Genomic DNA, 22,578 nt, shown 5'->3' with positions numbered 1-22,578 from the left:
TGGCGGTGCGGGCGACCCGCCCTACGGCAGCGGCTGTTCCGCCCAGATGACCTTGCCCGTGGGTGTGTAGCGGGTGCCCCAGCGGTCGGTGAGCTGCGCCACCAGGAACAGCCCGCGGCCGCCCTCGTCCGTCATCGCCGCGTACCGCAGATGCGGCGAGGTGCTGCTCCCGTCGGACACCTCGCAGATCAGCGTGCGGTCGCGGAGCAGCCGGACGCGGACCGGGGGAGTGCCGTACCGGATCGCGTTCGTCACCAGCTCGCTCAGGATCAGCTCCGTCGTGAACGACAGCTCCTCCAGGTCCCACACCGCCAGCTGCCGGACGACCGCGGCACGCACCTCGCCCACCGCCGCCGGGTCCACCGGAACGTCCCACTCGGCTATCCGGTCCGCCCCGAGCGCCCTGGTGCAGGCCACGATCAGGGCGATGTCGTCGTTCGGGCGGGCGGGCAGCAGCTCGTCCAGGACACTCCGGCAGGCCTCCTCGGGCGTACCCGAGGCGCTCCGCTCCAGGGCCGAGCGCAGCAGCTCCAGACCGGTGTCGATGTCCCGCTGCCGGTCCTCGACCAGCCCGTCCGTGTACAGCACCAGCCGGCTGCCCTCCGCCAGATCCAGCTCGGCCGTCTCGAACGGCAGCCCGCCGAGCCCCAACGGCAGACCGGCCGGTACGTCGGGGTACTCCACCCGGCCGTCGGGGTGGACCAGCGCGGGCGGCGGATGGCCGGCCCGGGCGACGGTGCACCGCCGCGACACCGGATCGTAGATGGCGTACAGACACGTCGCCCCGGACACCGGCGCGTTGGCATCGTCGGCCGCCTCGTCCTGGTCGATCCGGGCCACCAGCTCGTCCAGTAGCCCGAGAAGCTCCTCGGGCGGCAGGTCCAGGGCGGAGAAGTTGTGCACGGCGGTGCGCAGCCGCCCCATCGTGGCCGCCGCGTGCAGCCCGTGACCGACCACGTCACCGACGACCAGCGCCACCCGGGCCCCGGACAACGGCAGGACGTCGAACCAGTCGCCGCCCACACCGGCCTGCGCGGGCAGATAGCGGTAGGCGATGTCCAGAGCGTTCTGCTCGGGCAGGGTGCGCGGCAGCAGACTGCGCTGAAGGGTGACGGCCATGCCGTGCTCACGGGTGAAGCGGCGCGCGTTGTCGATGGAGACCGCGGCGCGCGCCACCAGCTCCTCCGCCAGCGCCACCTCCTCCGGGTCGAACGGCTCCGGCCGCTCCGACCGCAGGAAACTGACCACGCCCAGCACCAGCGCGCCCGCCCGCACCGGCACGGTGATCAGCGAGTGGATGCCGAACTCCATGACCTGCTCGGTCCGCTCCAGATCCTGCGCCCGCCAGCCCGGCGACGCGGAGAGCCGCGCCTCCAGCACGGGCCGTTCCGATGCCAGACTGCGGGACTGCGGCGCCGAGTCCACGAACCGGATCCGCTCGCCCACCGCGTACAGCGGCGCGCCCTTGCGGACCCCGCTCAGCGCCGTCCGCCGCAGCGTGGCCCGCGCCTCGGGTTCCTCCCCGTCCAGGACCGCCTCGAACAGGTCGACGGTGACGAAGTCCGCGAACCGGGGCACCGCCAGCTCCGTCAGCTCCTCGGCCGTGCGGGTGACGTCCAGACTCGTCCCGATGCCGACCCCGGCCGCGTACAGCAGGTCGAGGCGCTCACGGGCGGCCTCAGCCCGGCCGGACAGGGCGCGCAGCTCCGTGGAGTCGCGCAGCGTGGCCACACTGCCCGCCGGGCCGCCCGCCAGGTCGGTGGGCCGCTGGTTGATCGCCAGCAGCCGGCCGCCGACCAGGTGCACCTCGTCCGTGACCATCCGCCCGGACGCCAGCAGCTCCGCCGTGCCGGGGTCCAGGCCCAGGTCGAGGACCTGGCGGCGCTCGGCGTCCGGGGGCAGGTCCAGCAGCCGGTGGGCCTCGTCGTTGGCGAGCAGCAGTTCGCCGTCGCCGCCGACGATGATCACCCCTTCGCGTACGGCGTGCAGCACCGCGTCGTGGTGCTCGTACATCCGGGTCATCTCGCGCGGTCCCAGACCGTGGGTCTGGCGCAGCAGACGGCGGCTGACCAGCGCCGTGCCGGCGGTGGCCAGGACGAGGGCCGCGGCGGCGCTGCCGAGGACGAGCGGCAGCTGACGGTCGGCGTTGCCGCCGACGTGCTCGGTGGTGATGCCGGAGGACACCAGTCCCACGACCGTCCCGTCGGGCGCCTTCACCGGTACGACGGCCTGCACGAGCCGCCCGATGGTCCCGTCGACCTCCTCGACCACGGTGCCGCCGTCCAGAGCGGGCTGGATGTTCCCGACGAACTTCTTGCCGATGCGGTCCGGCTTGGGATGGGTGTAGCGGATGCCGTCGGTGTTCATGACGACGATGAAGTCCATGTCGGCCGCCTCGCGGGCGGCCTCGGCCGCCGGCTGGAGCACCGCCGTCGGATCCGAGCCGCGCAGGTCCTCGACGAGGCCCGGCGAGTTGGCGAAGGTCTCCGCCACGGCGAGGGAGCGGTTGCGGGCCTCCTGCGTGCTGTCGTGCCGCACCTGCAGCAGCAGCGCCACCACGGCCGCCACGACCAGCAGCAGCACGATCGCCACCTGTAGGACGAACACCTGTGCGGCGAGACTGCGCCCGCCCAGCGCCGACTCGGGCGCACGCCGGACCCCCGGGCCCCGGGGACGACGGGCCGGCCGGGCACCCGAGCGCCCCAGGACACGTGCCATGAGCCATTCCTACACTGCCCGGCCGCGCGAGGCGAGGGGCGTCACACAGGGTCATGGGCCGGGGTCGCCGTGATCTCGCTATGTGATCTCGGACGTCGTCGCAGCCTGGAGTCCGTCCGGGCGGGTGGCGAGCAACAGGGCGATGTCGTCGGGCCGGTCGGCGGCCTGCCGGGCCGTGGCGGTCAGCCGGTCGGCGACGTCCCCGAGGGAGCGTCCGCCGTCGTCACCCGCGCCGGCCAGGACCGCGCGCAGGGTGGCGATGCCGTCGTCGATGTCGTGCCCGGGCCGCTCCACCAGCCCGTCCGTGTACAGCGCCAGGATCGCGCCCGGCTCCAGCCGCAGGTCCGTCACCGGGTACCGGGCGCACGGGTCGACCCCGAGCACCACTCCGCCCGGCAGCTCCACCACCGTCGTGCGGCCGTCCCGGCGGCGCAGCAGCGGCGGCAGATGGCCGGCGCGGGCCGCCCGGGCCATACCGGTGGCGGGGTCGAGACGGACGTAGCAGCAGCTGGCGAACTGGCCGGGGTCGAGGTCGATGAGGAGTTTGTTCGTCCCCGACATGACCTCGTCGGGCGGCCGGTCGCCGAGCGCGAAGGCGCGCACCGCGCTGCGCAGCTGCCCCATGGTGGCCGCCGCCTGCACCCCGTGCCCCTGCACGTCCCCGATGACCAGCGCCAGCCCGTCGCCGGCCTCCACCACGTCGTACCAGTCGCCGCCCACGTCCATGCCCTCGGTGCCCGGCAGATAGCGCCCCGCGGTCTCCACGCGCGCGTGCTGCGACAGCCGCCGGGGGAGCAGGGCCTGCTGCAGCCCGCGCGCGAGGGCCGCCTCGGTGTCGTAGCGCTTGGCCTTCTCCATCGCGTGGGCGATCAGCCCGGCGAGCGCCGTCAGCACGGTGCGCTCCTCCTGGCTGAAGCTGCGCGGACCGTCGAAGCCGAGGATGCACGAGCCGACCGGACGGCCCGAGGCGATCAGCGGGAGGAAGGCGCGGGCGCCTTCCTCCGCGTCCAGCGCGATGCCCGGGTAGGCGTCCGCCAGCTGCTGCATCGAGTCGAAGAACAGCGGACGGCCGGTGTTCAACGTCTCCACCCCGGGCAGCCGGGCGTCGAGACCCACCCCCTCGAACGGCGCCAGGAAGCCCTCCGGGAAGCCGCTCTCCCACGCCAGATACAGATGCCGTTCCTGCAGCAGGTAGATCGCGAGCCGGCGGCCGCCGAACGCGGGCAGCAGTTCCTGCATGACCACCGCCGACACCTGGCGGGCGGTCACCGCCTCGGTCAGCGCGATCGCCAGCACGATCGGCCGGTACAGCGGCCTCGTCGACGCGGCCGCGTCCGGCACCGGGACCTCGGCGGCCACCGGTTCGGGGGCCGAGTCGGGCGGGACGCGGTTCGCCGGTACGGCGGTACAGGTGAGCAGGTCAGGGCCGGGGTAGACGGACAGGCTCAGCCAGTCGCCCTCGTACACCCGTGGACCGTCGGCCGGCCGCCGTATGTGGAAATGCACCGGCTCCGGCACGAGCAGGGCGCCGCGCAGATGCTCCTCGCAGGTGGGCTGGCTCAGCCAGGGCACCGCGTCCCACAGCGACCGCCCGGCCAGCTCGGCCCGGTCCACGCCCAGGAAGTGCGCGGCCCGCGCATTGGCGTAGACGATCAGCCCGAGCCGGTCCAGGCAGAAGACACCCTCCGGGAGGAGGTCGGCGGCGCCGTCGGCCAGGGCACCGGCGCCGGGGTCGAGCAGGACACCGGTGACGGGCCCGTACGCCGCGTCGGAGGCCGCCCACAGCTCCAGCAGCCGCAGTCCGCCCGCCGTGGTGCGCACCTCGATCGGAACGGACGGCGGGTTGCCCCGGGCGGACTCGTGCAGAAGGCCGGTCAGCCGGTGTGCGTCGACCGGATCGACGGCCCGGGCCAGGGCGTCCAGGGTGCCGGGAAGGTCCCCGGGCGCAAGCCCGAACAGGGCACGCGACCGCTCGTCGGCGACGACCGTGTCGGACGCCGGATCCCACGAGAAACGGCCGACCCGCCCCGGCGCCGGGCCGGCCGTCGGCGGCCGTACGCACACCGGCTCCTCGTCCCAGGTGACGGCCTGGCCGTCCGCCTCCAGCCGCAGCAGCCCGGCCGCCAGATCGTCCGCCACCCGCGCCAGCCGCTCGCGCTCCGCCAGCACCTCCGCGGCGTCGGAGGCCGCCGCACGCAGCACGAGCAGGACCCCGAAGGACCGGCCCCGCGCCGCGATCGGGACGTACAGGGAGCCGAAATGGAAGGGCAGGCCCGCGGCGAGTTGCGGATACCGGCGCATCGTCTCCGTGGCGTTCGCCAGCACCACGGGTACGCCCGTCCGGTGCACGTCCGCCACCGGGAACGGCCGGTCCAGATGCAACCGCCCCCAGGGCCGGAACAGCGGTCCGGGCAGCCCGGCGAGGACGGCGAGCCGCAGGATCCCGGGCGTGGGCGAGCACAGGTACGCGCCCCCGGCGCGGCCGTCCGCCGCCCGCAGCGCGTCGGCCGCGGCCGCGGTCAGCAGCGCTCGCGGCGTCCCGGCCGGCCTCCGCTCGTCCCTGGCGCTCCCAGTCATCGGCCCTACCTCGTCCGTGCACCACCGCGTGGGCGACACAGCAAGAATGCGCCACGCCGACCCCGGTGTGCATCCGCGCGCTGCCGGAGGGGCGGCGGGGCGGGCTCAGGCCTTCGTGCGGAGGGTGGTCTTGGCCAGTTCGTAGGCCGGGAGCATCTCCTCGTGTTCCTGGTCGTCCAGTCCGCCGAGGTGCAGGACGACGGGCCCGTCGGACGTGGTGACGGCGAGGGCGTGCTGCTTCTTCGTCTCCTTCCCGCCACTGGGGGTGACGTACTCGGCCTCGGCGCCGGTGACGTCGCCCGTCGTGAAGGTGCGGTACGTGACCCGGTCCTCCCCCTGCTCGGCGGCCACGAAGTCCTCCAGTACGGCGCGTGCGTCGGCGTCGCCGGGCTCGCCGGTCCAGACCCGGAGGAACCCGATGTTGCCGGCGGGCTTCGCGTCGATCTCGCAGGCCATGGTGACCGGGCCCTGGTGCAGGAACGCGTCGGCCAGGTCCGCCAGCTCCTCGCTCACGTCGCCCGCCGCCTCGGCGTCCACGGCCTTGGCCTTCCAGGACTCGGCGATGTCGAAGGTCACGGGCAGCTCACAGGCCGAGCCGGCCGCACCGATGGTCGCGCCGCGCCGGGCCACCTCGGCCGTCCCCGATTCCTTCTCCCCGCCCCCGGCGGCACAGCCCGTCACCAGCACCGTCAGCAGGACGGCCAGGGCCGGCCCCCGTCTGTCGTTCCCCACCCCGAAGCGCACCGCGCTGTCTCCTCTCGATGTCGGCGGTGCACTGTAACCGGCGGGGAACGGGAGACGCGTTTCCGGGTGGCGGGCGGTGGGGTGGCGCCCCTTGCGGCCTTCGGGTGAGGCGGGGTGACATACCGTCACACCCTCGGCCCCGCCGGGGAACCCATGGGTTCCCCCTGTTCCTCACGAGCGACGAGGTGCCGCCATGGCCGAGTTGACCCGCCGCAGACTCCTGGGCTCGGCCGTGGGCGCGCTCGGCGCCGCCGCGGCCGTCTCCCTCCTCCCGCCCAGCGTGCAGAAGGCCGTCGCGGCCGGACAACCCCGCCGCGGCTCGCTCGCCGACGTCGAACACGTCGTCCTGCTCATGCAGGAGAACCGCTCCTTCGACCACTACTTCGGCACCCTGTCCGGAGTGCGCGGCTTCGCCGACCCGGACGCGCTCACCCTCGACACCGGACGCTCGGTCTTCCACCAGCCGGACCCCGAGAACCCGAAGGGCTATCTGCTCCCCTTCCACCTCGACACCCGCACCACCGGTGCCCAGTCCATCCCCTCCACCAGCCACGCCTGGTCGGTGCAGCACGAGGCCTGGAACGGCGGCAGAATGGACCGCTGGATGTCGGCCCACCGCAAGGCCGACGGCGCCAACGGCCCCTACGTGATGGGCTACCACACCCGCGAGGACATCCCCTTCCAGTTCGCGCTCGCCGAGACCTTCACCCTCTGCGACCACTACTTCTGCTCGGTCCTCGGCCCGACCTGGCCCAACCGGCTGCTGTGGATGACCGGCACCCTGGACCCCGGCGGCGCCCGGGGCGGCCCGATCACCAGCAACGTCGCGCCTTCGCCGTACCGCTGGACGACGTACGCCGAACGGCTCCAGGCCGCCGGCATCAGCTGGAAGGTGTACCAGCAGGAAGACGACTACGCCTGCAACATGCTGGAGCAGTTCGCCGCCTTCCGCGCCGCGCAGCCGGGCTCCGACCTGTACGAGCGGGGCGTACGGCCGCAGCCGGAGGGGACCTTCGAGGACGACGCCCGGGGCGACCGGCTGCCGACCGTGTCATGGATCATGCCGACGAGCCACCAGTCGGAGCACCCGGACTTCCTGCCGGCGGCCGGCGCCGCCTTCGTCGCCTCCAAGCTCGAGGCGATCGCCGCCGACCCGAAGGTGTGGCGCAAGACGGCCTTCATCCTCAGCTACGACGAGAACGACGGCCTCTTCGACCACGTGCAGCCGCCGACCCCGCCCCCCGGCACACCCGACGAGTTCGTACGGGGGCTGCCGATCGGCGGTGGCTTCCGCGTTCCCGCCATCGTCGTCTCGCCCTGGACAGTGGGCGGCTGGGTGGCCACGGAGGCCTTCGACCACACCTCGGCGCTGCGGTTCCTCGAGCGGGTCACCGGGGTGGAGGAGCCCAACATCAGCGCCTGGCGGCGCGCCACCTTCGGCGACCTCACCTCCGCCTTCCGCTTCGCCTCCGCCCGGCCGGTCGCGCCCCGCCTGCCCGACGACACGGCGGAGCAACTGCTCCAGGCGGAGCAGGAGGTGGCGACCCTGCCCAGACCCACCCTGCCGGGCGCGGTACAGACGTTCCCGCAGCAGGAGCCGGGGAGCCGGCCACAGGTCTGACACGCCTCGGGAAAGGGAACCCGCGGTGGACGTCCGGATTCCGGACCGTGCGGGAGTGATCCTCCGAGGCCGTCTTCGCGTCTTCACAGGGGCGACACCGGTGCGGCGACGGCCGGAGTCGCAGGGATGTGAACTGCGTGCGATGAGCGTTTCCTGGGGGAACCATGGTGATCCTGCGGCCGGAGGTGGAGCGGTACCGCGACCGCCGCGTCGAGGAGCGGCCGCGCCGCGGCGCCCTGGCGCGGACGGCCGCGTTCGTCGGACGGACGGTGCGGGGAGAGTTTCACGGCATCGTCGTCGACCCCGTACGGGAGTTGTGCCGGCGGGGCCCCGACGCGCTGCTGCTGGCGTTCGTGGCCTGCGGAGGCGTCATCTTCTTCCACGCCCTCGCACAACGCCCGGCCGGCGCGACGACCGTCCGGCTCCTCGGCGGGGTCCGGGGCGACCTTCCCCTGTGGCTGGCCCTGCTGCGGACCCCGGTCTCCCTGTACGTCCCCGCCCTCGACCTGCCGGTGTGGGCCGGCATCACCCAGCTCTTCCTCGCCTTCGCCCTCGCCGAACTCGCCCTCGGCCGGGGCCGGACCCTGGCCGTCGCCTACGCGGCCACCCTGGCCGGCACCCTCACCGTGCGGGTGATGATCGCTATGGGCCCCGGCTGGTGGGGGCTCGGGCTGCCGCCCGAGGCGGGGCAGGTGCTCGACACCGGTCCGTCCGCGGCTGTCGTGGGACTGTTCACCTACATCTCGGTCGTCCGCCGCGCACCCGTCGTCTTCGTCCTCACCGGTGGCTCGATGGTGATCGAGTCGATCGCCAAGCCCAACCTGGCCGGCCGTGAGCACCTGATAGCCGTCGCCGCCTCCGTCGTCCTGGGGCTGGTCCACGAACGCGGCCGCCTCCGGTGGGCGAAAGCGCAGGAGGAAGCCGTCGTCTGAGATCTTCCTGTGAATTCGTGAGTCGGTTGAACGCTCCTGCGTCAGGTTGCGTATAGGGCCGGGGATTTCCATGTCCTGGCCGCTGACGACGACGCGTAGGAGCACTCCTTGGTACACAACAGGCGCAGACGCCCTACAGGCGGACGACGTGCGACCTTCGCCGCAGTCGCACTGATCCTGGGCGGCGGCGGGCTGATGGCGGTGAACGTCTATGCCTCGGCCACCTCCAACGGAGAGACCGTGGAGCTGACGGGAGGGGGCTCGGTCACGATCGACTGCCCCGACGTCGGCAACGGCCTGACCTCCGTGCCGGAGCAGGCCAAGCCCGAGGTCGACCGTGAACTCGCCCTTCTCGACGAGCAGATCGCCGCCGCCTACCGCCAACTCCAGGACCAGGCGCAGGCGGTACGGCAGGACCCCGGCTTCGCCGACAACGCGGTGATGAATCCGCTGAAGGACAAGCGCGGCGCGACGATCGCCCGCATCGCGGAGGCCATCGACCGCGACGGCGACCGCCCGGAGGGCCTGGACTCCCTCGCCGCCTGCACCCTGCGCATCACCGAGGACCAGGCACAGGGGCAGCAGCAGGGACAGTCCCAGGGGCAGGAGCAGGACCAGAACGCAGGTCAGGGACAGGGCCCGGCTCAGGGGTCCGGTCAGAACGGCCAGCAGGGCAACGGCGGTCAGGCCGGGAACGGTCCGGTCGCCGCGGACTACGTGGACATCACCTCCGTCCAGAGCGCACAGCAGACCCCGGACCCCGCCTCCGGCCCCTCCCGCGGCACCTTCAGCACCAGCTGCGGAGTGAACGAGAACGGCCTGTTCAACTCCGACAACGTCATCGTCGCCCCCGGCGTCAGCAACGGCGCCCACCACTTCCACGACTACATCGGCAACCAGTCGAACACCGCCTTCGCCTCCGACGAGGACCTGGCGAACGCCGAGACGAGCTGTGCGGACCAGGGCGACAAGTCCACGTACTACTGGCCCGTCCTGCGCCTGCAGAACGGCACCCAGGAACAGGACGCCAACAGCCCGGGCGGTGGCATCGAGGGCAACGCCGGCGAGATCGTCACCCCCAAGGACGTCACGCTGACCTTCGTGGGCAGCCCGCGCTCCAAGGTCACCGCCATGCCCCGGCTGCTGCGCATCATCACCGGCGACGCCAAGGCCTTCGTCAACGGCCCGGCCAACGCCAACGCCTCGTGGAGCTGCACCGGTTTCGAGGACCGGCAGCTGAAGGACAAGTACCCGCTCTGCCCCGACGGCAGCGACGTGGTGCGCACCTTCCGCTTCCAGAGCTGCTGGGACGGCAGCAACATCGACAGCGCCAACCACCGCACCCATGTGGCCTTCGCCGCCGCCGACGGCAGCTGCCCGGCCGGCTTCGAGGCCATCCCGCAGCTGGTGCAGCGCATCGTCTACGACGTCGACGCGCCGAGCCTCGCCGACGGCGGCCGTACGACGCCGCTGTTCGCGGTGGACTCCTTCCCCGAGCAGCTGCACAAGCCGGTGACGGACCACGGCGACTTCATCAACGTCTTCGACGAGGACCTGATGGGGGAGATGGTCGACTGCATCAACGACGGCCGCACATGCGGCGCCGGCACGGGCGACGACGGCTCCGGCAACGGGTCGGGCGACGATTCCGGCAACGGCGCTGGTGACGGTACCGGCAATGGCGCTGGTGACGGTACCGGCAACGGCTCCGACGACGGTTCCGGCGACAACGGTTCCGGCGGCGGCGCGGACGACGACCCGGGCGACAACGCGCCGGAGTCCCCGGCCCAGAACCAGTCCCAGACCCCCGAGGCCCCCGCGACCGGCCCCGTGGACACGGAGCCCGCCGCAGGCGACCCCGGCCGGGGCCAGGCCTCGCCGAGCACCGCACCCCGCGCCGACACCAAGCCCACCGCCGACGCCCCCAAGGCGGCCACCCCCGCTCCCGACACCACCGCCGGCGACGAGATCGGCACCGCGGCGACCGCCCCGGACCCGACACCGTCCCCGGCCGCCACGGCCACCGACACCCCGGCCGACAACGGCAGCGGCAGCGGGAGCGACGGCGGCATAGGGACGGGTACCGGCATCGGCGACGGCACCGAGCCCCAGGCCGTCCAGGGCGACCTGGCCGAGACCGGCGTCAGCCTGTGGCCGGCGGCCGGCGGCGGCCTCCTGGTGATCGCCGGCTTCGTCGTCCTCTACCGCAACGTCCGCCGTACGCACTGAGGCACCGGCCGACCGTCCTCGTACGGGTGCTCCCGTCCGCGAGACACCGTCCGGGCCCCGGCCCGCGCGGTATACGTCGCTCGAATCGCGCCGCTCGACGACGGGAGCACCATGGAATCCGTGGAGTACTACGACCTCGGCACCCACCACCGGCCCGTGACGACCTCCTCCCCGGAGGCTCAGCTGTGGTTCGATCGCGGGCTGGTGTGGTCGTACGCCTTCCACCACGAGGAGGCCGTCGTCTGCTTCGAGACGGCGGCCCGCGCCGATCCGGACTGCGCGATGGCGCACTGGGGCATCGCCTACGCGCTGGGCCCCAACTACAACAAACCCTGGGACTTCTTCGACGAGCAGGACCTCCGGCGGACCGTCGCCCGCACCCACGCCGCCGTCGAGCTGGCCCACGAGAAGGCCGCCGGCGCCACCCCCGTCGAACGGGCGCTGATCGGCGCCCTGCGCGCCCGCTACCCGCAGACGCGGCCCGCGAAGGACTGCTCGGTGTGGAACGCGCCCTACGCCGACGCCATGCGCGCCGTCCACGCACTCGCCCCCGACGACCTCGACGTGGCCGCCCTGTACGCCGACGCCCTGATGAACCTCACCCCCTGGCAGCTGTGGGACCCGCGCACCGGCCGGCCCGCCGAGGGCGCGCGCACCGCGCAGGCCAAGGAGGTGCTCGACCGCGCGCTCGCCGACGAGGCCGCGGCCGTACACCCCGGCGTGCTGCACTTCTCCATCCACCTCATGGAGATGTCCCCCACCCCCGAGGCCGCCCTCCAGGTCGCCGACCGGCTGCGCGGTCTGGTGCCCGACGCCGGGCACCTCCAGCACATGCCCTCGCACCTGGACGTGCTGTGCGGCGACTACCGGCGGGTCGTCACCGACAACACCGCCGCCATCGCCGCCGACGAGAAGGTCGTGGCCCGCTCCGGGGCGATGAACTTCTACACGCTGTACCGCTGCCACGACCTCCACTTCAAGATCTACGGCGCGATGTTCCTGGGCCAGTGCCGGACCGCCCTGGAGACCGTGGACCGGCTGGAGGCCGCCATCCCGGAGGAACTGCTGCGGGTGCAGAGCCCGCCCATGGCCGACTGGCTGGAGGCCTTCCTCGGGATGCGGTTCCACGTGCTGATCCGCTTCGGCCGCTGGGACGACGTCCTCGCCCTGCCGCTCCCCGCCGACCAGGAGCTCTACAGCTTCACCACCGCGCTGCTCCACTACGCCCGCGGGGTCGCCCTCTCCGCCACCGGCCGGATGGCGCAGGCCGAGAGCGAGCGCGAGCGGTTCCGGGCGGCGGCCGAGCGGGTCCAGGAGACCCGCATGCTGTTCAACAACACCTGCCGGGACATCCTCGCGATCGCCTCCGCCATGCTGGACGGCGAACTGGAGTACCGCAGGGGCCGGTTCGACCTCGCCTTCGCCGCCCTGGAGCGCTCCGTCGCCCTGGACGACCACCTCCCCTACGACGAGCCGTGGGGCTGGATGCAGCCCACCCGGCACGCCTACGGCGCCCTGCTCCTCGAGCAGGGCCGGGTCGCGGAGGCGGAGGCGGTCTACCGCGCCGACCTCGGCCTCGACGACACCCTGCCGCGCCCGTCCCAGCACCCCGGCAACGTCTGGTCCCTGCACGGCTTCCACGAGTGCCTCCTCCGCCAGGGCAAGGACGCGGAGGCGCTGATCGTCGCCCAGCAGCTCAAGTTCGCGGCCGCCCTGGCGGACGTACCCGTAAGGGCGTCCTGCTTCTGCCGTCTGGACCCTGCGAACGACCCGGCGGTGACACCCCATTGCTGCGCCATGGACAATTGACCGACTGCTGTCCACGTACCACACGTACGACAAGGGGACCCCGGAGCATGGCGGGCGCACCGTGAACAAGACACTCTCGAGGTGGACCGCGGGCATGACGGGCCAGGACGCCGTCGCCCGCGCGCGCAGATGGGCCCGGCTCGCCCTGGTCCTGGTCCTCGGCTGCGCCGCGGTCGTCGCCGGCGGAGCCGGATCGGGCGGCTGGGTGGTCCTGCTGACCGGCCTGGCGGGACTCTGCCTCGCCGGGGCGGGTGTCTGGTGGACGCTCGCACACCGGGGCGGCGCCCGGATCCTCGGCGGCGCGCTCGCCCTCACCGCACCCGTGGGCGTGCTCGTGCTGTACGCCACTTCGGGACTGTGGGTGGTGGCGTTCGGCGCCCTCGCGCTGTGGGGGGCCGCCCTGGCCTCGGCCCGCCAGTCGCTGCGCACCCTGCGCCGCCCCAAGGGCACCCACGGCCGCCGCACCCCGCCGCCCCGCCGTCCCGTCCTGATCATGAACGTGCGCTCGGGAGGTGGAAAGGTCGAGAAGCACGGCCTCGTCGAGCGCGCCGAGGAGCTCGGTGCCCGGGTCGTCCTGCTCGGCACCGACGACAACTGGACCGACCCGGTCGCGGAGGCCCGCAAGGCCGTCGCCGAGGGGGCCGACCTGCTCGGCGTCGCCGGCGGCGACGGCACCCAGGCGCTCGTCGCGGCCGTCGCCGCCGAACACGACCTGCCCTTCCTGGTCGTCGCCGCAGGCACCCGCAACCACTTCGCCATGGACCTCGGCCTGGACCGCACCGACCCCGTGCGCAGCCTCGACGCCCTCAGCAACGGCATCGAACTCCGCATCGACCTCGGCGACGTCCAGGGGCGGCCCTTCGTCAACACGGTCTCCTTCGGGGCGTACGCGGCGATAGTGCAGAACCCCGAGTACCGCGACGCCAAGGCCGCCACCGCCCTGGAACACCTGCCCGACCTGCTGCAGGGCGACGCGGGACCCACCCTCGACGTCCACGCGGACGGCACCCGGATCCACGCGCCGCAGGCCGTCCTGGTCAGCAACAACGCCTACGCCCGTGCCGACCCGATCGGCGGCGGCCGCCGCCCCCGGCTGGACGCCGGCCTGCTCGGCGTGATCGGCGTCCGTGTGGAGGGCGCCGCCCAGGCCGCCGAGCTGGCGCTGCTCGGCGAACGGGCCAGCGGTATCACCTCGCTCACCTCGCACCGCGTGGTCGTCGAGGCCGACCGGGACCGCATCCCGGTGGCCGTCGACGGCGAAGCGCTCGAACTGCCCACTCCGGTGGTGTGCACCGTACGGCCCAGCGTGCTCCGGGTCCGGGTGCCACGACACCGCCCCGGCGCGGCCTACGCGCCCCCCACGGTCGACTGGAGGCGTATCGTGCGCCTCGCGCTCGGCCGTCCCGACCCCCGCACGATCAAGGATGCCTATGATGTCTGACCGCTTGCCGAAGCTCACCACCCCGGGTCTGGTCCGCGACCTCGCCACCCTGGACCAGGCGCTGTACGAGACGGTCACCATCACCAAGACCCCCACCCTGGACACCGCGCTGCGCCGGCTGTCCGCGGCCGCCGACCACTCCAAGCTGTCCTTCGCGGTCGCCGCCGGTCTGGCCCTGCGCGGTGGCAGCGCCCGCCGCGCCGCCGTCCTGGGCGTCGCCGCCATCGGTGTGGCCTCGGCGACCGCCAACCTGCTCGGCAAGCGGCTCGTACGGCGGCCGCGACCGCACCGCGCCGAGGACTCGCCGTTCCCCGGACGGCACGTGCCGATGCCGGACTCCGCGTCCTTCCCGTCCGGACACACCGCCTCGGCGGTCGCCTTCGCGGCCGCCGTCGGCCCGGCCTTCCCGGCTGCGGCGTTCCCGCTGGGCATGCTCGCCTGCGCGGTCGGCTACTCGCGGGTCCACACCGGTGTGCACTACCCGGGCGACGTCATCGCCGGCGCGCTGCTGGGCACCGGATCGGCGGCCCTGGTCCTCTCTCTCGCGTCCCGCGCCGACGTCTGAGCGCCTCCGAGGGCGACGGAGAGAGCTACTCCTTGCCGCAGTGGAGGAAGAGATGGGGTTCGGGCCCGGCCTCGGGATGGTCCAGCGTGAACAGCGTGTTCTCCTCGGCCAGCACGGTCAGGCCCGCCCCCCGCACCACGTCGACGAGATCCGCCCCGGCGAAGCTCGTCACCCGGACCGGCTGCCCCATGAAGACCGCGTCCACGCCCTCCACGTCCAGCGGCACGGTCGCGAACACCAGACTGCCGCCCGGCAGCAGCGCCCGCGCAAGGCGGCCGATCAGGCCGATCTGCTCCGCGCGGTCCATCTGGAGCAGGGAGAAGTACACACAGACCGCGTGGAACGAGTCCTCGTCCAGCGGGAGTTCGCGTACGTCGACACAGTCGAAGACGGCCCCGGGCACCTGGCGTGCGGCCAGTTCGACCATCACGGGCGAGATGTCGACGCCCCGCACCCCGTGGCCCGCCCGGGTGAGGGTCTCGGCCGTCGGCCGGCCCGTCCCGCTGCCCACGTCCAGCACCCGGCTGCCCGGCGCCAGCCGTCCGAGCAGCCACTCAAGGGACCTGCGGTGCGCCTCCGAGTGCGCGAACGCCTTCTCGTACGTGGCCCCCAGCGCGTCGAACACCGCCGCAGCGCGTCGCCCGTCGTCCTCGCCTGCCAAGCCGGCTCCTCGTGTCGTGGTGAGCGGGTCCCGCGCATCCTCGCACTGCCGACGACGCCTCACCAGGCCGCCGGCCGGGCACTCATGGGCCCCGGTCCGCGGTCCTCCACGGATGAGTTCACGCCATGTGAGCGGAGACGGTGCTCACAACGGCCGGAATCTCATTTTCCGCTACCGTAAGTAACATGGTCCACTTCGACGTGGGGTCTACTCACAAGTAGGTACGGCCCCCGATAACCGTCGTAATCGTTCGGAGGACCCCCCATGCCCTCTCCTGAGGACGCCCTGCTGCAGGCCCGCACCGCCTACGAGGAGCACGTGCGCACGTGCCGGCAGTGTCACGTGGACATGTCGCCCTGCGCGGTCTCCAAACTCCTCCTGCGCGCGTACAACAACGTCCGCAGAACCCAGGCGCGCCCGGGCTCCACGCTGCGCTGAGGCGGCCGGCGGCCCTCCCGGAGGAGATCCGTCCGGGCCGCCGGCCCGCCCGGTCGAGCATCGGGCGGCCCTCTGCGGCGTGTTCCTCTGCAGGGTGCCGGGAACGGGCGGGCGCGTCAGGCGGGCCGTACGGCCCCGCGTACCGTGCCCTCTCCGACGGCCAGGATCGACTCCTCGCGGATGTGCGCGCCCGGGCCGGGGGCGTGGATCATCGTGCCGCCGTCCGTGCACAGGCCGACGTGGCTGAGATCGTCGTGGAAGAACACGAGGTCGCCGGGGCGGAGCTCGTCGAGACCGACCCGCGTGAAGGCCTTCGCCTGGTCGATCGCGGACCGCGGCAGGGTCACCCCGGCGGCCCGCCAGGCGGCCTGAGTGAGGCTGGAGCAGTCGTACGACTCGGGTCCCGTGGCACCCGGGAGACAGGGCCGCCCGATCTGCGCCCGTGCGAAGGCGAGGGCCTTGTCCGCCTTGCCCAGGTAGGCCGCGCCGGTGGTGGTGAAGGTGGCGCCGGTGGGGGCGGGTACCGGAGCCGGGGCGGGAGCGGGCGCGGGGACTGAGAGCGCCGGCTCGGTGAGAGCCCCGGCCGACGCTGTCGCGAAGCCCGTCGACTGGGAAGGCATGCCCGGCATCGGAGCCGCGAGGCCGGTCGCCGTGGTCGGCATCGGAGCGGTGACGCCGGCTCCGGAAGCCGGGAAGCCGGGGCCGGGGGCGGCGCCCACGAGTTCGGGCGGAGGGAACCCACCCATCGGCGCGGCCACCGCGGCTTCGGGCACGGGGGTGCCGCCCGCGGGCGTGGCGTAGCCGGTTTGGGGCATCGGAGTGCCGCCCGCGGGCGTCGCGTAGCCGGCTTGGGGCATGGGGGTGCCGGCCGGGGGCGTGGTGGGGCCGACGCCGGGCAGCGGGAAGCTGAACGGCGGCTTGGTCACGCCGTATTCGGCGGACGGCAGGGCACCGCCGGCCATCACGGCACCGGCTTGGGGCATCGGGGTGCCGGTCGCGGGTGTCGTGGGGCCGGTGTCGGGCATGGGGAAGGCGAAGGAGCCTGTTCCCGGGCCGGTTTGGGGCATCGGGGTGCCGGTCGCGGGTGTCGTGGGGCCGGTGTCGGGCATGGGGAAGGCGAAGGAGCCGGTACCCGGGCCGGCTTGGGGTGTGCCGCCCGCGGGCGTGGTGGCGGCGTCGTCGGGCAGGGGGAAGCTGAACGAGCCGCTTGCCGGGCCGGCTTGGGGTGTCGGGGCGGCGTCGAGGTCGGGGAGGATGAAGGAGCCGGTCGCGGGGTCGACTTCCGGCATGGGGAAGCTGAACGCGGGCTTCGCCACGCCGAATTCGGAGGTCGGGAAGACGGACGCGGGCTTGGAGCCCCCGGGATTGGAGCCGGCCCCCGGAGTCATGATCTTGGCCTCGGGCATCGGTTCGCCGCCGCCCCCGCCGAGCTGTGGCGCTCCGTCGGAACCGGCCGCAGGCGACTGGCCCGCCCACGCGGCCGCGGCCTCCGCCCGGTACGCCTGCTGCTCCGCGGTGTCCCCGGGCCGGGACACGGGAGCCGCCGGCGGTCTCATCGGCTGTGCGGCCATGGGCTGGGACGGCACACCGGCCAGTGGTCTCATCTGTGCCGTCATGGCCTGTGGCATGGCGGCGGGCGGCCCCATCAGCTGTGCCGGGGACGGCGCGGACCGCGACAGCGCGCGGGCCAGCAGGTTCCGTGCGGCCGTGAGCTTGCGCCCGTTCTGCTCCTTGCTGTTCTTGAGCGAGGCCTGGCGGTTCGCGGGAGCGGCGGCCATCGAGGTGCCGGGGGTGGCGGACGCCGACGGCAGGGCCTTGGGCTCCCCCCGGCGCGGTTCCAGCGCCGCGGGCATCCGCTCGGTCGCCGGGGGCAGCGCCGGGACGGCCCGCCCGGTCAGCTCCGGTACCCGCCGCTCGGGCGCCTCCAGTTCGAGCCTCCGGCCCGGCTCCAGGGCGCGCGGCGCGTTGTTCTCGAAAGCCTTCTCCAGCTCCTTCGGTACACGGGGAGGAGCGGCCGGGGCGGCGGGACGCGTCGGCATGCGGTCGGCCGGCAACACCGCCGGCACGGTCGGGCCGATGCTGCCGCGAGCGACGTCGAACCACCTGCGGGCCATGGCCTCGGTCGACGGGTCGGCCGACCCGCGCCCACCGCGGGCGAGTGAGACACCGGAGCGGCGGCCCGCGCCCGACCTGGCGCGCGTGGCGTTGAAATTACCGGTGTCGTTCTCGGCCCGGTCGTACAGCGCGTTGACCGCCTGCTGGACCTCCGCCCGGCTCGGCTCGCCGACCTCCGTCGCCATGGAAGACGTACTCCTTCCGTGCTCCGCCCGGCCGGCCCGGCCCGCGGATCCGGGCACCCGAGTGTCCGGGGTGCCCCAAGCTCTGTGCCCTGCCGGGCGGTTGGGCCGCGCCGGCCGGCGGGGTGTCCCGGTGTCGGTCGTGCGGTCTGAGCGTCAACCTAACCAACATGTGTGACTGGTGTGAAGATTGAAGCGTTAAATGTCCGATACGTATTCGTGACCTTCGTCTCTCGCCTCGACGGCCCGGCCCGCAATGACCGGTTCACCACCGTTCACGGCCGCGGGCGGCGGTCACGAGCGGGCCTCCTGCGTCTCGGTGTCGGGGCGTCGGCCCCGGGTGGTCTCCTCCTGGGCGAGCAGCGAGAGCAGGGCGTCCACCTGCAGACCGGCCTCCGCCGGGTGGCGCAGCACCTTGTCCGGTTCGATCCGGTAGACATTGCCGCGCCCCTCCCGGACGTGCGACAGATAGCCGTCCTGTTCCAGTTCGGCGATGATCTTCTGGACGGCGCGTTCCGTGAGCCGGCAGCGGGCGGCGATGTCGCGGATCCGGACGCTGCGGTCGTCCGCGATGGCCGCCAGTACGCGGGCGTGGTTGGTCAGGAACGTCCATCCGTTGTGCGTCTCGGGCACTCCCTCCATGGAGCAATCCTACGACTGACGATTCACGTATACCAACGCCGGAACTTTGGTTCATGTATCTGTTGACGTATGACGGGCTCCGGGGTCAGCCTTGTTGTCATATGGAAAGTGACCGGGGGAGGCGGTCATGCCGGAGCCTGCGTACGAAGCGAAGCTCGAAGCGGAGACGGGCGGCGCGTCATCCGCCCGGCCGGTGCCTGTGCCGGAGATCGGTGTCAGGTACGACGGCGACCGCGTCGTCGTGGCCGTATACGGCGACCTCGACCTCGGCTCCGCCGAGCGGCTGGAGCATGCCCTGCGGGCCGCCCTCGGCGCGGCGGTGGCCGGCGTCGACCTGGAACTCGGCGGTGTCTCCTTCTGCGACTGCTCGGCCCTCAACGTGCTCCTCAACCTGCGCGAGCAGGGGCTGAGACAGGGCAAGACGGTGGTGCTGCGCACCCTCGCCCCCGCCGTCGAACGCCTCCTCGCCCTGACCGGCACCCGCCCGCTGTTCGCCGAACAGGCGCCCGAGCCGGCCGATGCCGGGCATGTCCCCGAGTGGGACGGCACCGGGGCGGGCGCGGATCCGGCCGCCACCGGCGGCGACGCTCTGCGGGACCTGCGCGTCGAGGTCGTCCAGTTGCGGCGCGCCATGCAGACCCGCCCGGTGATCGACCTGGCCCGCGGCATCCTGATGGCCTCCTTCGCCCTGAGTGCCGAGGACGCCTGGCGGGTCCTGGTGGAGGCGTCACAGCACACCAACACCAAGCTGCACCACCTCGCCCATGACCTCGTGTCCGCCGTCCACGGCGCCCCGCCGACCGGCGCCGTACAGCAGCAGGTGGCAGCGGCCGTGTCCAGGATCCGGGCGGAGACCTCGGCGGCCGAGGAATGAATCGGACGACGAAGGGGGCGACGATCCGACACACCTCGGTGACGCGTGGATCAATCGTGGAGACGGTCGATTCGAGCGTGGACTCTTGAGAACCCGGGGTGGACGACCGTAGATTCACCGTAATCACTCGTCCCTCGGATCCGGGGTGTGCCATGGACCGTGCCCGACTGCGTCATCTCCTGGCCCGCGAGAGCGCGGACGCCGAACGACGCAACCCCCGCTCCCGGGACGCCTACGCCCGCGCCGAGCACCTCTTCGGGCGGGTGCCGATGACCTGGATGAACAAGACGGCCGGTGCCTTTCCCCGGTATCTGGAGTCCGCTCGGGGCGCCCGCGTCCGGGACGTGGACGGGCACGAGTACATCGACTTCTGCCTCGGCGACACCGGGGCCATGGCGGGTCACTCACCGGCCGCCGTCGCCGCCGCCGTGCAGCACCGCTTCACCACCCTCGGGGGCGCGACCGCGATGCTGCCCACCGAGGACGCTGAGTGGGTCGGTGCCGAGCTGACCCGGCGCTTCGGCCTGACCCGCTGGAGCTTCTCGCTCACCGCGACCGACGCCAACCGCTGGGCGATCCGCCTCGCCCGGGCCGTCACCGCCCGCCCGAAGATCCTGGTCAACAGCTACTGCTACCACGGCAGCGTCGACGAGTCCCTGATCGTGACCGGCCCCGACGGCCACGGCACCGCCCGCCCCGGAAACGTCGGCGCCCCCTGCGACGTCACCCTCACCAGCAGGGTCGCCGAGTTCAACGACCTGGACCACCTGGAGCGCGAACTCGCCCACGGCGACGTGGCCGCCGTCCTGATGGAACCCGCGCTCACCAACATCGGCATCGTCCTGCCCGAACCCGGCTACCTGGCAGGCGTGCGCGAGCTGACCCGCCGCCACGGCACGCTGCTGATCAACGACGAGACGCACACCTTCTCCGCCGGACCCGGCGGCTGCACCGCCGCCTGGGACCTGGATCCGGACGTACTGACCATCGGCAAGGCCGTCGGCGGCGGCATTCCGGCCGGCGCCTATGGTCTTGCCGCCGACCTCGCCGAACGGCTGCTGGGCCGCGCCGACCTGGACCTCGTCGACATGGGCGGCGTCGGCGGCACCCTCGCCGGCAACGCGCTCTCGGTCGCCGCGACCCGCGCCACCCTCGAACACGTCCTCACCGACGAGGCGTTCGCCCGGATGCACAAGCTGTCCGAGCGCTTCGAGGCCGGCGTTCGCGCGGGCATCGACGCCCACGCCCTGCCCTGGTCGGTCAGCCGCCTCGGCGCCCGCACCGAGTACCGCTTCACCGACCCGGCGCCCCGCACCGGCACCGAGGCAGCGGCCGCCGGCGACACCGAACTGGAGGACTTCCTCCACCTCTACCTCGCCAACCGGGGCATCCTCCTCACCCCGTTCCACAACATGGCCCTGATGTGCCCCGACACCACCGAGCAGGACGTCGACACCCACACCGGGCTGTTCGCGGCGGCCCTCGCCGAACTGGCCGGCTGACCACCGGGAAAGGAACCCCACGTGGACGAGATCGACCGGGCCATCCTGCGCGAACTGCAGACCGACGGCCGCATCGCCTACGCCGACCTCGGCCCCCGGGTCGGCCTGTCCGCCTCCGCCGCCCGCCAGCGTCTCCAACGGCTGCTGGACTCCCGTGCCGTCCAGGTCGTCGGCGTCACCGACCCCATGGCCATGGGGGGCCAGGCCATGGCGCTCCTCGGCATCACCGCCGACGGCGACCCGCGCCCCGTCGCCGACGCTCTCGCCGCCCACCCCGAGGTGGTGTACTCCGTGCTCACCTCCGGCGGCTTCGACCTGTTCGCCGAGGTGGTCAGCCGCACCGCGAAGGACCTGCTCGACTTCGTCAACGACACCGTGCGCCAGACCGAGGGCGTGAGCGGCGTCCAGTCCTTCCCCTACTTCGCCATCCACACCCACCGGTTCCTGTGGGAGGTGGGCTGAGCCTCCCGCACCTTCGTCGGGTAGAACTGGCTGACATGCGCGTTGACCACGACCCCGAGTCCCTGGGCGCGGGAGCCTTCTACCGCCTCCTGACCGCCGTCGTCGTGCCCCGGCCGATCGCCTGGGTGTCGACCCTGGCGGCCGACGGCACGACCGCCAACCTCGCTCCGCACTCCTTCTTCACCGTCGCCTCCACCGACCCGCCGATCGTCCAGTTCACCTCCGTCGGCCGCAAGGACTCCCTGCGCAACATCGAGGCCACCGGCGAGTTCGTCGTGAACCTCGCGCCCGAGCCGCTCCTCGAGCAGATCAACGCCAGCGGCACCGACTTCCCCGCCCACGAGGGCGAGTTCGACGCGGTCGGCATCGAGCGGGAACCCTCGCTGCGGGTGAAGCCGCCCCGCGTGGCCGCCTCACCCGTGGCCCTGGAATGCCGGCTGCACTCCACCCTCGGCGTCGGCAACTCCACGCTCGTCCTCGGTCAGGTGGTGCACGCCGCCGTACGGGAGGACGTCGTCGTCGACGGCCACCCCGACATCCGGCGGCTGCGGCCCCTGGCCCGGCTCGGCCGCGACGAGTGGGGCACCGTCGGCGAGGTCCTCGACCTGGCCCGGATCGCCTATCGCGACTGGCCGCCGTCCTGACCGGCCCGGGCCTATGATCGGATCATGACGAGAGCTGTGGCGAGATCGGTGACGAGACGCCCGACGAAGGCTGACGGCGCCGAAGGCTCCTGGCGCTCGCTGTGGTCGAGGAACTCGGCGCTGTCGATCGGCTCGGTCGACTCCTTCCTCTCCATCGGTTCCGTCGGCAGCTCCCTGTCCGTCGCCTCGGTCGGCAGCTTCCTCTCCGTGGGGTCCGTCGGCTCCGCCGCGTCCTTCGCCTCCGTGGGTTCCTGGCTCAGCGCCGGCTCGGCGCTGTCCGCCCAGTCGGCCGGCTCGGTCCTGTCCTGGCGCTCCCGCGGCAACGCCCGCGCGATCGGTACGGCGGCGGCCGCGGTCGCCGGGGTGGCGCTGCTGTACGCATGGACGTCCGGCCGGGGCCGTACCCCCGAGTGACCTCGCGG

Annotated in this window: 18 protein-coding genes; 12 read left to right on the top strand and 6 right to left on the bottom strand. The window is 73.1% G+C overall.

What is annotated here, in order from left to right:
• Nucleotides 1-21: 21 nt before the first annotated feature.
• From ACIBVL_RS06710 to ACIBVL_RS06700, 3 genes are all read right to left on the bottom strand, one after another.
• Entirely contained in the window at nt 22-2,718 is a 2,697-nt protein-coding gene (locus tag ACIBVL_RS06710; protein WP_399092914.1) for a SpoIIE family protein phosphatase, read from the bottom strand.
• Nucleotides 2,719-2,796: 78 nt separating this feature from the next.
• The gene (locus tag ACIBVL_RS06705) at nt 2,797-5,295 is read right to left on the bottom strand and encodes a SpoIIE family protein phosphatase (protein WP_399092911.1); all 2,499 of its coding nucleotides are present in this window, start codon (nt 5,293-5,295) and stop codon (nt 2,797-2,799) included.
• A 105-nt stretch (nt 5,296-5,400) separates the two neighbouring features.
• The gene (locus ACIBVL_RS06700; protein ID WP_399092908.1) at nt 5,401-6,039 is read right to left on the bottom strand and encodes a lipoprotein; all 639 of its coding nucleotides are present in this window, start codon (nt 6,037-6,039) and stop codon (nt 5,401-5,403) included.
• Nucleotides 6,040-6,232: 193 nt separating this feature from the next.
• Between ACIBVL_RS06700 and ACIBVL_RS06695 the strand changes: the two genes are divergently transcribed.
• From ACIBVL_RS06695 to ACIBVL_RS06670, 6 genes are all read left to right on the top strand, one after another.
• Entirely contained in the window at nt 6,233-7,660 is a 1,428-nt protein-coding gene (locus tag ACIBVL_RS06695) for an alkaline phosphatase family protein (RefSeq protein ID WP_399092905.1), read from the top strand.
• Nucleotides 7,661-7,824: 164 nt separating this feature from the next.
• On the top strand, nt 7,825-8,592 hold the full coding sequence (locus ACIBVL_RS06690) for a hypothetical protein (RefSeq protein ID WP_399092902.1): 768 nt from the start codon (nt 7,825-7,827) through the stop codon (nt 8,590-8,592).
• A 195-nt stretch (nt 8,593-8,787) separates the two neighbouring features.
• Nucleotides 8,788-10,821 carry a DUF1996 domain-containing protein gene (locus tag ACIBVL_RS06685; protein WP_399094791.1) on the top strand — a complete coding sequence of 678 codons (2,034 nt, stop codon included), beginning with the start codon at nt 8,788-8,790 and terminating at the stop codon, nt 10,819-10,821.
• A gap of 111 nt (nt 10,822-10,932) precedes the next feature.
• Entirely contained in the window at nt 10,933-12,630 is a 1,698-nt protein-coding gene (locus ACIBVL_RS06680; protein WP_399092899.1) for a hypothetical protein, read from the top strand.
• A 94-nt stretch (nt 12,631-12,724) separates the two neighbouring features.
• Nucleotides 12,725-14,071 carry a diacylglycerol/lipid kinase family protein gene (locus tag ACIBVL_RS06675; RefSeq protein WP_399092896.1) on the top strand — a complete coding sequence of 449 codons (1,347 nt, stop codon included), beginning with the start codon at nt 12,725-12,727 and terminating at the stop codon, nt 14,069-14,071.
• Nucleotides 14,064-14,636: a phosphatase PAP2 family protein gene (locus tag ACIBVL_RS06670; RefSeq protein ID WP_399092893.1), complete on the top strand. Its 573-nt coding sequence runs from the start codon at nt 14,064-14,066 to the stop codon at nt 14,634-14,636. The genes ACIBVL_RS06675 and ACIBVL_RS06670 overlap by 8 nt, the downstream gene beginning before the upstream one ends.
• A 25-nt stretch (nt 14,637-14,661) precedes the next feature.
• On the opposite strand, the gene ACIBVL_RS06665 is transcribed toward ACIBVL_RS06670, so the two are convergent.
• On the bottom strand, nt 14,662-15,297 hold the full coding sequence (locus ACIBVL_RS06665) for a class I SAM-dependent methyltransferase (protein WP_399092890.1): 636 nt from the start codon (nt 15,295-15,297) through the stop codon (nt 14,662-14,664).
• Nucleotides 15,298-15,561: 264 nt separating this feature from the next.
• Here ACIBVL_RS06665 and ACIBVL_RS06660 point away from each other — a divergent pair, with 264 nt between their 5' ends.
• Complete coding sequence (locus ACIBVL_RS06660; protein ID WP_399092887.1) at nt 15,562-15,735, top strand: hypothetical protein; 174 nt, start codon at nt 15,562-15,564, stop codon at nt 15,733-15,735.
• A gap of 116 nt (nt 15,736-15,851) precedes the next feature.
• Here the strand turns inward: ACIBVL_RS06660 and ACIBVL_RS06655 are convergent, their stop codons facing one another.
• Nucleotides 15,852-18,035, bottom strand: a complete 2,184-nt coding sequence (locus tag ACIBVL_RS06655) for an NlpC/P60 family protein (protein ID WP_399092883.1) — start codon at nt 18,033-18,035, stop codon at nt 15,852-15,854.
• Nucleotides 18,036-18,326: 291 nt separating this feature from the next.
• On the bottom strand, nt 18,327-18,674 hold the full coding sequence (locus ACIBVL_RS06650) for a helix-turn-helix transcriptional regulator (RefSeq protein WP_399092880.1): 348 nt from the start codon (nt 18,672-18,674) through the stop codon (nt 18,327-18,329).
• Between the two features lie 127 nt (nt 18,675-18,801).
• Between ACIBVL_RS06650 and ACIBVL_RS06645 the strand changes: the two genes are divergently transcribed.
• The 5 genes from ACIBVL_RS06645 (at nt 18,802) to ACIBVL_RS06625 (ending at nt 22,570) form a co-directional block, all read left to right on the top strand.
• Nucleotides 18,802-19,548: an anti-sigma factor antagonist gene (locus tag ACIBVL_RS06645; RefSeq protein WP_399092877.1), complete on the top strand. Its 747-nt coding sequence runs from the start codon at nt 18,802-18,804 to the stop codon at nt 19,546-19,548.
• Nucleotides 19,549-19,700: 152 nt separating this feature from the next.
• Nucleotides 19,701-21,050: a transaminase gene (locus tag ACIBVL_RS06640; RefSeq protein WP_399092874.1), complete on the top strand. Its 1,350-nt coding sequence runs from the start codon at nt 19,701-19,703 to the stop codon at nt 21,048-21,050.
• 21 nt (nt 21,051-21,071) lie between these two features.
• Nucleotides 21,072-21,512 (top strand): Lrp/AsnC family transcriptional regulator, encoded by a 441-nt coding sequence (locus ACIBVL_RS06635; RefSeq protein WP_399092871.1) that lies wholly within the window; start codon nt 21,072-21,074, stop codon nt 21,510-21,512.
• 35 nt (nt 21,513-21,547) lie between these two features.
• Nucleotides 21,548-22,156 carry a flavin reductase family protein gene (locus tag ACIBVL_RS06630; RefSeq protein WP_399092868.1) on the top strand — a complete coding sequence of 203 codons (609 nt, stop codon included), beginning with the start codon at nt 21,548-21,550 and terminating at the stop codon, nt 22,154-22,156.
• A 24-nt stretch (nt 22,157-22,180) separates the two neighbouring features.
• Nucleotides 22,181-22,570, top strand: a complete 390-nt coding sequence (locus ACIBVL_RS06625) for a hypothetical protein (protein ID WP_399092865.1) — start codon at nt 22,181-22,183, stop codon at nt 22,568-22,570.
• Nucleotides 22,571-22,578 lie beyond the last annotated feature (8 nt).

It is taken from the genome of Streptomyces sp. NPDC049687 (genome assembly GCF_044465285.1).
In the GTDB taxonomy this organism is placed as follows: Bacteria; Actinomycetota; Actinomycetes; order Streptomycetales; family Streptomycetaceae; genus Streptomyces.
This window is presented reverse-complemented; position numbering and strand designations above follow the sequence as displayed.